Source organism: Micromonospora saelicesensis (assembly GCF_900091575.1).
GTDB classification, from domain to species: Bacteria; Actinomycetota; Actinomycetes; order Mycobacteriales; family Micromonosporaceae; genus Micromonospora; species Micromonospora saelicesensis.
Genome location: NZ_FMCR01000005.1, coordinates 339,201 through 351,518, shown reverse-complemented (window position 1 = coordinate 351,518; position 12,318 = coordinate 339,201). Strand labels below are relative to the sequence as shown.

The window sequence follows — 12,318 nt, the reverse complement described above, 5'->3', positions numbered from 1 at the left end:
CGGCCCCGTCACCGGGCGTCCGATTCGTCCGGCCGCCAGGTGCCGTCGTCATGCTTGACCCAGCTCGGCAGCCCGCCTTCCGGGCGCAGCCGGACCAGTCGGGTCGGCACGCGTACGCGCCAGGGTGCCCCCTCCGGCACCTCGTCGCCCGGGGCGCCGGTACGTTCCTGGATCTCCTTGACGATCGGCAGGTACTCGGGGTCGGTGATCTCCGGTGGCGGCCCGCCCTGCCACACCTGTCCGGTACGCATGAAGTGCTCCACCGAGGTCTCGAACCCCTCCCGCACCGGCAGCAGCACCCGGGCGGCACCAGAGCGTACGAACTCGGCGAACTCCGGGTCATTGTTGTCGTACCGCACCCGGTCGAGCCAGGTGCTCTTCCGGCCCCAGAAGTACGGGTAGAACAGGAAACTCATCAGCTGCCACTCGAAGGCGTGTTCAAAGAACCGGATGTAGTTGCCCTGCTCCTCGACTACCGCCACGTCCACCTGCGGCACCCCCATCGCACCGGTCTCCACCGCGCCGAAGGCGTCGAAGTGCTGGTGAGTCAGCACCGAGATGCACGCCTTCTTCAGCTCGGTGAGCTCCAACGCCCGGTTGGCCCCCGGGTTGCGGCCATCGATGACCACCCCGTGGTTGACCGCCGCACGGGCCGTCGCCTCGTCGAACCGCGCCTGCTGCTCCAGGTACGCCTGCTTGATCTCGGCGTGGGTACGGATCTGCCAGTCCAGCATCGCCCGCTCCGTGCGCCGGCAGACCACCTCGATGCTGACCGCGAACAGCGGCGTGTCGTTGGCGACCATCGTGATCGGGATCGTGCCTTCCTCCAGGTCGAGGTTCGTCGACCGCAGACCGGAGTGCGACTCGTACAGGAACACCTTGCGCCCAACGGAGATGTAGATCTGGGATCCGGAGAAGCCCGCGGTGACGTGGGCCTGCACCGCGTTGTACCCCTCGGGGATGGGCAGGTCCTGGCGCTGCGACATGTCGCCGGCCTCACCGCCGCCACCCGAGGAGAACGTCACCGAGCGGGTCTCTTCGAAACGCGGCGGCGGCTGGACGCCGGTGGCGTGGTACTTGTTCGCCCAGTAGAGGTAATCGGCTTCGGTGAGCTGGCTGGCGTCGAGGTGGAACGGCTCCGGCCGCGGTCGCCCCACGTCCCGGGTGGCGTCCTCCTCCAGCGCACCGGTGAGGAACATCGCCGGCTCCGGAATCACGAAGTCGTACATGGTGCGACCGCCATAGCGGAACAGTTGGGCTTCGTACCACTTGTCCACCCACTGGTAGACACCGACCACGTGGCCGTCCCCGTCGACGTTGTCGACGCTGTGGTCGTTGATCTCCTCCACCTCGCGGGTCACCCGCAGCGTCTCCTGGGTACGGATTCGCTCGGCGAGCCTGTTCACCGACTTGTCAATTACCTCGCGGGCGTACTCGCTGGCCTTCTTCCGGGAACTCTCGCGGGCGTTGGTGTACGCCGCCCGTGCGTTTGCCTCGATCAGCACGGCGGGGCTGACCTGGGCGCGGATCCGCAGCCCGCCCTCGACCTCCGCCTCCTCCTTGAGCACCTCGGACGCCTCGTGGCTGAGCTCGAAGCGCTCGGTGGTCTCCAGATCGCGCTCCTCCTCCCGCTCGGTCTCGCGCTCGGTCACGAAGATCTCCTCGGTGACCTCGCGACGCCGGTGGGTGCGCTGCTTGTTCTCACCCCGCAGCACATTCTCGATGTGGGCGACCTCGCCAGGCTCGTATCCGGTGAGCTGTTGCCGCACTACCAGCAGTTCACCCTCCCCGATGGGCCGTACCGTGCCGTGCGTGGTCGGCAGCGGCTGCCGATCGCCTCCGGGGAACCGCCACAGGAACGCACCACCCAGCCCGTACGAGCCGGCACGGAACATGTCGGCCAGCGCCAGTACGGTGTTCCCCGCCGTGGGGCGCAGGTCGCGTACCAACCCGGCCTTCTCCGTGTCCAGCCGAGCCACCACCTGGCTCACCGAGTCCCGCGACAGGTCCAGCCCCAGTTGACCGAGGTAACGGCGACTGGCTTCGCTGATCACCTTGACGCCGGCCTCGGAGAGCGCGAGGCGGGGGCCGTCCTGGGTGCCCGCGATGCTGATGCCAGCGCCCTTCGCGGCAGCTTTCGGCGTGGGTCTGCCGTCGTCGAGCCGTGCGCCGCCCGGCTTCTGCGGGTCGCCGTCCTGAGTGCGGAAGAACCGGGGAGCGATAGTGGTCAGCTCTCGCACGACGCTGTCGATGACCTGCCCCTGCCGCCCGACCTGCTGCAAGTCCGCAAGCGGCGGCACCGCACGTGCCGGAGGTGCGGTGGTGTTCGGCCGCTGTGGCGCCAGCTTCAGCCCGGAGAGCACCGGCAACAGCAGTGGCATGTCGAGGATCGGCAGGGTGGCCGCCGCCCGGTCGGCGCCGCTGCGGTCTACCCAGGCTTCGACGAAGTGCACGGTGCGTAGCAACCCGACCAGCTCTGCCATCGCGCCCGGATCGCTGGTGGACAGCAGCTTCAGCGCCAGCGCGCTGTCGGCCAACTGTTCTTTGCGTTCCCGCCACGTCGTAGCGCCGACCTGCTCGGCGTAGCCGTCACCGAGCATGTCGCGTACGGTCTGCTCCACCTGCTCCTCGGTAGGGTCCCGCAGCTCCGTCAGCCTGGTACGCAGCTCGCGCAGCTTCGGCCCGCCGGCTACCCGCTCGGCGTCGTCGACGAACCGGCTACTGGCGACGAACGCCTTCGCGCGCTCCATGACCTCGCTACGTGACTCGTCGCCGGTGACGCTGCCCAACTCCTGCTGCAGCGGTGTGTTCGACACCGATACCGCATCGGTCCGGGGATCCGCCGCTTCGGCGTTGCGCACCAATAACATCCGAAAGACCTGTTCCATGCGGCTGGCTCCCCACCGAGCGACGTCCATGATCGATAACGGTCCGACAACATGAGATATCCACGCCGGTGCCGGCGGAAGGCCTTGGTCGGCATTCGGTCAGCGGCGGATGAGCAATCTGACCGGCCAGCGGGCGCGCCTCTTCCCCGGGGTATTGGTGACCTGCGGCGGATCACCCTGGCCAGGCGCCGCACCGCGACCTCCCCCCACCGTTCCCGGAAGTCGGGAAGGGCACGCGGAGGCTCACCTCCCGCGTACGTCAGTCAGGGCGCTCCCGTCGCCACACGACTCCCGGCCGATGACGCTCAGGCTGCCGTCGGTCTCCAGGACGATGGCAGCAAGATGGCTCAGGTCGCCGTGTCCCTGGCTGCGCGCCGCCTGCCGTATTTCACTGTCCGAGATACGCATCCGCCGCATTACGTCGTGTCGCAGGACGCCGTCTCGCATGAGCATCGTGGGTGCGGACTTGAGCAGCCGCTGCGACGGTGGCCAGCGCACGGCCAGGAACGCGGCCCCGTACTGGAGCGCCACCAGCAGCGACAGAGCCAGCAGACCCTCGACCAGCGAGACGCTACGGGAAAGCAGGATCGTCGCTAAGGTCGAGCCCAGCGCGACGGTGACCACCAGGTCGAAGGCGTTCAGCTTCGACAGGGTCCGTTTGCCGGAGACGCGCAGGAGCGCCACCAAGGCCGGATAGGTCAGTATCGCGATCAGCGTGAGGCGGAGCAGATCCGAGGGGTCGTTAAGCCACATGGACTGGTCATACCCCGCCCAGCGCGGTGTCCGCACCGTTCGCCCATCGGTGTTGGCTGCGGGCGGAGACATCGAAAGACCCGGCCAACCTCAGGCGCGGGCGCAGGCCCGCAGGGCGAGTCAGCTCCTACTTGCGGGTCATGGGCCCGCAGGGCACGGTCCAAACGTGGTGATGCGGCCGCAGTGGACATCAAGGGACGACGGACGCGTCGCCCGCAGTGACATCCGGCTAATGGCCCAGCGGACCAGCTTCTGGCCCGTCCCGGTGGCGTGCGTGAGGGACTCGCGGTCCGCCGCCACTCGCGGCGCTCGCACCGGCCGGTCATCGCGGTAACCCGACACCTGATCTCAGGACGGCGACCACGGCATCGTGGGCTGCAGCACGGCCTCTTGCAGTGCGACCGTGCGTAGCTCGTCGAGCCGGTAGCGCTGCTGCAGGATTCGCATCTGCCCCGTCTCTCCACTCGTCGCACGACATCGACGCGAGCTCGCGACGGTGAATTCCGTTGCGTCCGTCCGGGCCGCGTTGATGTTCCCTCGACGCTCGGCCCTACCCGACCTGATCTGGACCAAAACCCTGCTCAACACGTCCTTTCACAAGCGCCGGGGATTGTCATACGACCGTCACGGTTCCGCGGTCGTACCGCCACATCCCAGGGAACTTTGTTGGATACGAGGCACGACAGACAGGGAGGCGGAACCGCGGATGAACAGATGGCGTGACCGGACACGCCCGGCGCTGACCGCTCTCGCGCCGGTGGTCCTCCTGGCCGTGGGCTGCACCCACCCGACTGCGGCTCCAGCACCCCGCCCCGACCCCGAGCCGGCGACCCGGCCCGGCACGGTCGCCCGAGCCGCGGTGGGTGATCGTCTCACCGTGACCGCCGCCGTCGAGCAGGTCATCACCGACAACGCGTTCATCGTCCGCGACGCGGATCTGACCGACGGGACCCTGCTCGTGCTGTCAACAGGCCCCTCCGCGCCCGCTCCACCGCAGTTGGTCACCGTGGTGGGCGCCGTGGTCCCCTTCTCCCACCGCGACCTCGCCAACCGTTACGACCTTGGACCTGCGGGACCGTACCGAACCTTCGAAGGCGGCCGGGCGCTCGCCGCACAGGAGGTGACGATCTGGGGACGTCGGCGCGGCTGATGCACAGTGTCCTATCGCCGTCGGCCCCGACGTCCACATCGCGGAGTGCGAAAGGTCGAGCGGTGGACTGTGCCCCGGTGCTGCGGTCCACCACGGCGGAGAGCGGGGTGCCGTTGCACCGGGTGGGCCCGCCTGGAGTACACCCAAGAGAAAGTCGGCGACCGCTGGCAGCCCGAGGGGCCCTCGAACCTGCAGGCCGAGCAGAACAGGCGCGAACGCGAGAAAGCTAGTTGTCGGTGGGAGTCGCGGATGGCGCGGCCGGGTTTACTGACGATGCGGCGTCGATCACCTTGCGGTTGAGGCTCACCTGCGCGGTGCCGGCGCCGCCGACCTGAATGTCGTCGTACGCCTGAAGTTGGTGATCCGCGCCGAGGTAGAGCACCGACATGACCAGGGGCATCGGTTTGTCACCTTCGAGTCCGCGCAACCCCGCCCCGCCGGTGGAGCCCTGCACTGCGAGCCGGGTGGTGACCGCGCCGGTCGGCGGCAGCGTCGTCACCTTTCGCTGGTGTGTGTGGCCGGCCAGGACGAGCGGCGTGGCGCCGTTGAGCGCGGTCGCTGATGCGGGGTCGTGCACCAGTGCGATGTCCACCGGTAGGTTCCGCGAGCGGATCGTCGCGGCGAGTTGCTTTCCCGTGCCCTCGACCGTCGCGGCCGGCTCCTCCCAGGGCCCGACCTCGGTCTCCTGCTTGTCGGGAGTGAACCGGGGGTCGCCGATGCCGGCGATCGTCACTCCAGCGATCATCGTGACGGAGTCGTCCAGCACGACCGCGTTCGGCTGGCTGGCCACCGCCGCGGCGGTTCGGGGTGAGTCGTGGTTGCCTCGGATGTAGACGTAGGGTGCGTTGAGCTGGCCGATCATGGAAACGTACGAGGTCTCGGGTTCGCTGCCCCAGTCGGTGATGTCCCCGGTGTCGATGACGAGGTCGATGTCGTACTGCTCGACCACGGTTTTGATCATTGGCCAGGCGGCGGGGTTCAGGTGCAGGTCCGAGACGTGCAGGATCCGGGTGGTGTCGGGCGCGGCCTGGTAGATGGGCAGGGTCGACACGGTGGTGTACAGCTCGCCGACGTTGCCGACGAGGCGTTGGAGTTGCTCGGCGTAGCGGTTGTAGTCATCGGCGATCCGTTGCGCGTCACCGATCAGCGCCGGGGCGTTGACCAGCAGGCCCTCGTACCGGGGTTCGGCCAGTGCCTGCGGTCGTACCGTCAGGGCGGCCGTGCCGAGGGTGCCGCCGGTGACCAGCAGCGCGAGACCACCCGACCAGGCGACGCGGCGCACGGATCGGAACGTCAACCCGGCGAGCAGCATGGACGCGAGGACCGACACGCCGAGCGTACGGAGCCCGAGCCGGACCAGGGCATCGCGGAGGTCCTCGGGCGCCGTGGCGCCGGCGTGGGCGAGGCCGGCGGGGTCGTCGAGCAGAGCCTCGGTGCGTCGCTGGTCGAGTGAGTCGAGGCGGACGGTCAGCCGCGCGGGGCCGTCGTGGCTGTCGAGGAAGAGCGACCCCAGCGGGGGTATGGCGATCTCCGTGCCACCGCCCGCGGACGGGGTCAGCTGGAAAACGACCCGGAACGGCCCGACGTCACTGGCGCCTCTGGCACCGAGGAGGGTGCCGATCGTGATGCCCGTGGCGGTGACGGCGACCAGGGCGACCGCCGCCAGGACACGGCCTGCCCACGGCGAGCGCATGATCTGGCGCGGCCGAGCGGCCGCGTACCTGAGGCGTTCGGCCAGGGCCGTGCGACGCGGAGGGGCCGCGTCCGAGGGCGGAGTCACGAGGGGATCCGATCTGTGGGGTAACCGAGGGGACGGCGGGGTCAGTTCGAGGGGGCGGCCTGGTCTTCGGTCCCCGCGCCCAGCAGGCCGAGCAGTCCGGCGGCAAAGAGCTGCCGCCGGACGACAGGGGCGAGGTTCTCCAACCGCAGGGCGCCGCCGCGCACGGCGACGGCGCGTTGGCACGCCACGAGCGTTCCCATGCCGGTGGAGTCGATGAAGGTGAGGTCAGCGACATCGAGGATGACGTCTCGCACCGCTTCGGACGCCAACGCCGCAATGACCGCGTCGTGCACGAGTCCGCTCGTTGCGAGGTCCATCTCCCCGCCCAACCGGATGCGGGTGGCGGCCCCCGTCTGCATCGTGTCGACTGTCAACTCCAACGCACGACTCCTAACCGTGGCAGTGCCAGGTGAAACATGCATGGATGCAATGAACCATTTTCGCAGGCCAGCCTAACTTCTGCGGGAGCCGTGTCCAAGATCGCCAAGCGCGAGGCGTTTTCGTCGCTCACTGTGCCGTGGGGCTCCGCTCGGCCAGCAGAAGTGCGATGTCGTCGTGTGGTTCGCCGCCCACGTGCCGGTGCACGGCGTCCCAGACCGCGTCAAGACACCTGCCCACCGATGGCTCGGCCAGACACGCCCTCAGCGTAGGCATCGGAAAGAAGCGCCGATCGCTGTCACGTGCCTCGAGCAGCCCGTCGGTAAGCATCAGCAGCCGGTCACCGACGTCCCAACGGCCCACCTTCTCCGATGTCCGAGGCCCACCCAGACCCAATGGTCGATCCGGCGCAGACACCGTCAACTCCTCCAGGTCTCCGGAGCGGTGCCGCAGGATCGGCGCGGGGTGACCGCAGTTGACCGTCCGGATCTCGCCCCCGTGTAGCTCGACCAAGACGGCGGTGACGAACGTCGCGCCCCGGGCGGGAGTCGGCTCCCGAGCGACGAGATCATCCAGGTCACGCGCCACCTGCGTCAGGTCGGGCCGAACGATCGCCGACTGCCGGAACGCCCCCGCAACCGCCGAAGCCAGCCGCACCGCGGCAAGCCCCTTGCCGCAGACGTCACCGACGATGATCCGCAATCGGTCCTGGTCGGCCACCACCTCGTACAGGTCGCCGCCCACGCCAGCCTCCTCGTAGGCCGAGACGTACCGGGCGGCCAGTTCCACTCCGGCCGCATACTGCGGCGGTTCGCGCAGGATCGCAGCCTGGGTGATCCGCACGATCTCGGCCATCCGGCGCAGACGCTCCTCCCGTCCCGTTCGAGCCCGCGCGACGTACACCGCCATCAGGCTGACCGTGATGACCACCGCCACCCGCAGCAGGTGATCGAGACTGCCGAGCATCCCGCTGGGCAGCCCGGCCCCCACCGCTGCCGTGGTCGCGGTGGCCGACACCACGGCGGTGCGGCGCGGGCTTTCGACGGCGGCGGCGAACAGCGGGGCGAGGGCCAGGAAGCCAATGAGTACGGCATGGGTGGCCGCCGCGACGTCGATCAGCAGGACCACCGCGATGAATCCCATGGCCAGTCGCATGCCGAGCCAGCGGGTCCACCTGTCCGGCGCCGCGTCAGCGACGGAGGACCGGGCTGCCGGCCCCCTGCCCTCGCCGCGCTCAACCGGAGGGTTGGGCCGCATGGCTCCGCCGATCCGGATCGTCGCCCGCCGGCGATGTCTCCGGGGCGAGCTGTCGACGTAGCGCCTCGATCTCCGCGCGCAGGGCCGCGATGTCGTCGGCGGTGGCCGGCGCGGTTCCGCCCTTCTGGGAGACCCGATCCACGATCCAGGTCGCCAGTGAGCCGGTGACGAAACCGATCAGGCCGATGCCGCCGATCATGAGCCCCAAGGCGACGAACCGGCCTGCCCCGGTGACGGGGAAGTGATCTCCGTAGCCGACGGTCGTGATGGTCACCGTCGCCCACCACAGGGCGTCGTCGAACGACGTGATGTTGCTGTCGGCAGCCGAGCGTTCCGCGTCCAGGACCGCCAGCGCGGACACCAGCACCAGCAGCATGGTGGTGGCGCCCACGTAGACGGCGAGCCGGCCACGTGCCCACGACTCCGCGCGTCTGCTCAGGCTCAGCACCACGGTGATCAGCCGCAGGGCACGCAGCGGGCGCAGGACGGGGAGCACCAGAACCGCGAGGTCGAAGAGGTGATCCCGCAGGAAACGCCGCCGGGCTCTGGTCAAGCTCAGCCGCACCACGAAGTCGACCCAGAACGTCAGCCAGATGAGAACAGTTGTCGCCTCGCAGACCCGGATCCAGGGTTCCGCCAGGTCGGGCCGCAGGATTGGTGCGGCGTAGACCACGAGAAACAGGACCGACAGGACCGTCAACGGGAGTGCTGTCAGCCGCTCCCACCGCGCGGCCCGGTCGGCGGGCAGCGCTTCAGTCCTCATCTGCATGAACGGCCCACCCGACAATTATGCGTGCATCCGTGCAATCATTTCTGGGTGAAACTGTACGGGGAAGGCGGCACTGCGTCGACCGCAGCCGAGGATCAGCTGGTTGACGGCCTGTCCGCGCTGGCGCGCACCTTGGTGGGGATCACCGCCCGAACGCTGGGGTCGGTGGACGCCGAGGTCACCCTGCCGCAGTACCGGACACTTGTCGTCCTCGCGTCCCGCGCTCCGCTGCGCACCGTGGATCTCGCGTCCCTGTTGGGGGTGCACCCGTCGACGGCGACGAGAACGTGCAATCGCCTGGTACGGCGGGAATTGGTGGCCCGCCGTCAGCAACCCGACGACCGGCGGGTCGCCTGGTTGAGCCTCACCGAGGGCGGCAAAACGCTCGTGGGCGATGTGATGCGACGCCGGACCGCCGAAATCCGGCGTCTGCTGCACGTCGCCGACTCCGGGCGCCGACGGACGCCGGCCGAGCTGATCAATTCTCTGGTGATCGCCGCCGGTGAGCCGACGGAGGAGCTGTGGTGGCAGCGCTGGGAGCAGTCGGCGTCGGTCGGCACCTGACGACGGCAGTCATCGAGCAGGTACCGTTTAGCCGCGACGTTACCTGCAGTCATGCAGGTATCTTGGGCCCCCGTGGCCGTAGCGGCGTCAGCTCAGGAAGGGGGCAGAAGCCCGTGTTCAGCATCCGTTCCTCCGGTGCGGGGCTCGCGCCGCGGACCCTGCACCTCTCCGGAGAACTGGACATGGCCGTTTCCGGGCATCTGCGCGACGCCGTCGAACGCACGCTCGCGGCGACCTCAACGCAGTGGCTGATCGTCGATCTTCAGGACACCACACTGATCGACTCCGGTGCGGTGAAGGAGTTCGTCGACGTCCACCGGTTCGCCGCCCGGCAGGGACGCGTCCTGATCCTGCACAACGCCAACGGCATCGTGGCCGAGGTGCTCCGGGTCACCGGGGTGGCTGCCACGCTCGGGCGTCCCGCCAACCGGCCGACCGGCACGATCTACGGCTCGCCGACCGGCAGATGACAATTCCCGTGCCACGAATGAAATGGACCATCCAGCGTGACTTCGAGAGTGGGAGCACCCGGATCACCCTCGCCGGCGGCCTCACCCCAGAAGCGGAACCACACCTTGCCGCCCTGCTGCTCGCAGGTGCCCTGGACGCCCCACTGGCCCTCGTGGTCGACCTCGACACGATCACGACGTCGGACATCGCCCCGATCGGCGCGTTCCTCGCCCAGTGGGCCACCGACCGCACCGACGGGCCGGAGCTGACAGTGTCGGCCAATCCGCTGACTCCCCCGGGACGCCTGCTGCGCGCCACACTCGGTCAGCACGCGATCCTCGGGAAAGCTCTGCTCGAACACCCCGCCGACCGTGCACCGATCTCTGCGTACCGCGCGCACCTGCGACTGCCCGCCGACGCGCAGTCGCCCGCCGCTGCCCGCAGACTCGTCGCCCGGCAGTGCGAGGCCTGGGGCATGCACGCGGTGGCCGACCGAGCGATGGTCATCGCCTCGGAGTTGGTCAGCAACGTCGTCCAACACGCCGGGACCGACATGGATATCACCGTCGCCAATGTGGCAGGTTCGCTGAGGATCAGCGTCCGGGACCGCGAGGGCGAAACACCCGACTCCACCACCCCTACCCTCCCTCGTCAGGTCACCGAAGGTGGTCGCGGTCTGCCGATCATCGCCGCCCTCACCACCAAGTGGGGCTTCTTCCCCTTTGGCGACGGCAAGACCGTCTGGGCCGCGATCGACGGCCCCAACGGATCACTGGTCAGCGGACGAGCTGTCCCGATCTCGCCGCCAGGGCCGCAACGGCCGCTGGACCCGGTGTAGCACGCCGAACCAGGCGGGTGCCTGCCCGGTGGTGTCCTCGCCGAGGATGAAGCCGGCAACCAGGAACAACGCCGCGGTGGACAGGATGGTGCGGTGAACCAGCGCCGAGAGCAGCACCGCCACCAGAAGGACAGCGGCGAACGACAACAACAGCATCGGTCACGCTCCACGGACACACGTCATCACGATGCCGGCCAGACCTCGACGGGCCTGACGATGCCCGCCGCGCCGCAGTTGGTGACCGTCGAGGGCACCGTGATCCGGTTCTCCCACCGCGACCTCACCGGCCGCTACCACCTCGGGCCGCCGGGACCGTACCGGGCCTTCGAGGGTGGACGCGCGCTCGTCGCCCGGGAGCTGACCGTCTGGTGACGATCCCCCGCGCGCCGGAGAGAGGTGCACGTCGCATCGCCGAGCCGGGCACGTCCCGGCCGGCCCAGCCCGCACCAGCCGTTTCCAAGAATCCGCTGACAACGGCTGCCTATGGTGAAGCAGACGCGACAGCAACGCACCGACCGGTCGCCGCCGAGAACGATGGGCAAGCAACATGGAGCGGTTCCTGGAGGCACTCTGGGACACGAGCAGCGTGAGCGGTCGCCTCGTGACCAGCATCGTCCTGATCGTGCTGGCTCTCGTCATCGCCGCCCTGGCCGGGCGCCTGTCGACCCTGCGGGTGAAGGACACCACCAACCGCTACTACCTGCGCAAGGCGACGCACTACCTGACCGTCGTGGTGTTGCTGTTCGCCCTGGCACTGCTGTGGAAGCCGTTCGCCGGCCGGCTCGGCCTGGTCGTCGGACTGGTCGGCGTCGGTCTCGCGCTGGCCCTGCAGGAGGTCATCGGCGCGTTCGCCGGATGGATCAGCATCATGACCGGCCGGCAGTTCCGCGTCGGTGACCGGATCCAGATGTGCGACGTGCGCGGTGACGTCCTCGAAATCACTCCCCTGCGTACCCGCATCCTCGAAAGCGGCTCCTCCACCGACCCGGAATCGTGGATCCGGGGCCGCCAGTACACCGGCCGGGTGGTCTCGCTGTCGAACCGCTTCGTGTTCTGCACACCGGTCTACAACAGCAGCATGGTGCTGGACCACCTGTGGGAGGAACTGACCCTGCCCATCCCCTACGAGGCCGACTGGCACCTCGCGGAGAGCATCCTGTGCGAGGAAGCGCAGAACGTCTCCTCGACGGCCGAAGCGCGCAACGCCATCGACGCGATGCGGCACCGCTACCCCACCGCCGAGGCGGAGGTCGATCCCCGCGTGTTCGTCCGCGCCACCTCGAACTGGATCGAGCTCTCGGCACGGTTCGTCGTGCCGGTGCGCGGCGCCCGTCAGGTCAAGGACCAGGTCACCCGGCGAGTGCTGGATCGCTTCGCCGACAGCGGCATCCGGGTGGCCTCGGAGACCCAGGACATCACCGTCCACACACCCCACCCGATGAAACCAGCCGCCATCACCTCGGCCGACCACCGGTAGCGGTCTCCGACGGT

At 69.0% G+C, this 12,318-nt stretch carries 13 protein-coding genes; 6 read left to right on the top strand and 7 right to left on the bottom strand.

What is annotated here, in order from left to right; genetic code table 11:
* Positions 1-8 precede the first annotated feature (8 nt).
* Both GA0070561_RS22790 and GA0070561_RS22785 read right to left on the bottom strand, forming a co-directional pair.
* Positions 9-2,816, bottom strand: a complete 2,808-nt coding sequence (locus GA0070561_RS22790; RefSeq protein WP_091404469.1) for a hypothetical protein — start codon at positions 2,814-2,816, stop codon at positions 9-11.
* Between the two features lie 315 nt (positions 2,817-3,131).
* Positions 3,132-3,641: a DUF421 domain-containing protein gene (locus tag GA0070561_RS22785; protein ID WP_091405304.1), complete on the bottom strand. Its 510-nt coding sequence runs from the start codon at positions 3,639-3,641 to the stop codon at positions 3,132-3,134.
* Between the two features lie 706 nt (positions 3,642-4,347).
* On the opposite strand from GA0070561_RS22785, the gene GA0070561_RS22780 reads away from it, so the two are divergent.
* Positions 4,348-4,791, top strand: a complete 444-nt coding sequence (locus tag GA0070561_RS22780; protein WP_091404466.1) for a hypothetical protein — start codon at positions 4,348-4,350, stop codon at positions 4,789-4,791.
* 226 nt (positions 4,792-5,017) lie between these two features.
* Here GA0070561_RS22780 and GA0070561_RS22775 read toward each other — a convergent pair whose 3' ends face one another.
* From GA0070561_RS22775 to GA0070561_RS22760, 4 genes are all read right to left on the bottom strand, one after another.
* Positions 5,018-6,484 (bottom strand): metallophosphoesterase family protein, encoded by a 1,467-nt coding sequence (locus GA0070561_RS22775; RefSeq protein WP_091404462.1) that lies wholly within the window; start codon positions 6,482-6,484, stop codon positions 5,018-5,020.
* Between the two features lie 128 nt (positions 6,485-6,612).
* On the bottom strand, positions 6,613-6,951 hold the full coding sequence (locus tag GA0070561_RS22770) for an STAS domain-containing protein (RefSeq protein WP_167362470.1): 339 nt from the start codon (positions 6,949-6,951) through the stop codon (positions 6,613-6,615).
* Between the two features lie 127 nt (positions 6,952-7,078).
* Complete coding sequence (locus GA0070561_RS22765; protein WP_167362469.1) at positions 7,079-8,104, bottom strand: PP2C family protein-serine/threonine phosphatase; 1,026 nt, start codon at positions 8,102-8,104, stop codon at positions 7,079-7,081.
* 79 nt (positions 8,105-8,183) lie between these two features.
* Entirely contained in the window at positions 8,184-8,975 is a 792-nt protein-coding gene (locus tag GA0070561_RS22760) for a potassium channel family protein (RefSeq protein ID WP_244166386.1), read from the bottom strand.
* A gap of 48 nt (positions 8,976-9,023) precedes the next feature.
* Here GA0070561_RS22760 and GA0070561_RS22755 point away from each other — a divergent pair, with 48 nt between their 5' ends.
* From GA0070561_RS22755 to GA0070561_RS22745, 3 genes are all read left to right on the top strand, one after another.
* Entirely contained in the window at positions 9,024-9,539 is a 516-nt protein-coding gene (locus GA0070561_RS22755; protein WP_091404449.1) for a MarR family winged helix-turn-helix transcriptional regulator, read from the top strand.
* Positions 9,540-9,652: 113 nt separating this feature from the next.
* Entirely contained in the window at positions 9,653-10,009 is a 357-nt protein-coding gene (locus GA0070561_RS22750) for an STAS domain-containing protein (RefSeq protein WP_091404447.1), read from the top strand.
* Positions 10,010-10,026: 17 nt separating this feature from the next.
* On the top strand, positions 10,027-10,827 hold the full coding sequence (locus GA0070561_RS22745; protein WP_091404442.1) for an ATP-binding protein: 801 nt from the start codon (positions 10,027-10,029) through the stop codon (positions 10,825-10,827).
* Here GA0070561_RS22745 and GA0070561_RS34560 read toward each other — a convergent pair.
* Entirely contained in the window at positions 10,759-10,983 is a 225-nt protein-coding gene (locus tag GA0070561_RS34560; RefSeq protein ID WP_091404438.1) for a hypothetical protein, read from the bottom strand. The two genes, GA0070561_RS22745 and GA0070561_RS34560, sit on opposite strands and share 69 nt — an antisense overlap.
* Positions 10,984-11,043: 60 nt before the next feature.
* Here GA0070561_RS34560 and GA0070561_RS33695 point away from each other — a divergent pair, with 60 nt between their 5' ends.
* Both GA0070561_RS33695 and GA0070561_RS22735 read left to right on the top strand, forming a co-directional pair.
* Positions 11,044-11,199, top strand: a complete 156-nt coding sequence (locus GA0070561_RS33695; protein ID WP_167362468.1) for a hypothetical protein — start codon at positions 11,044-11,046, stop codon at positions 11,197-11,199.
* A gap of 175 nt (positions 11,200-11,374) precedes the next feature.
* A complete protein-coding gene (locus GA0070561_RS22735) occupies positions 11,375-12,304 on the top strand; it encodes a mechanosensitive ion channel domain-containing protein (protein ID WP_091404435.1) in 930 nt (309 codons plus the stop codon).
* Positions 12,305-12,318 lie beyond the last annotated feature (14 nt).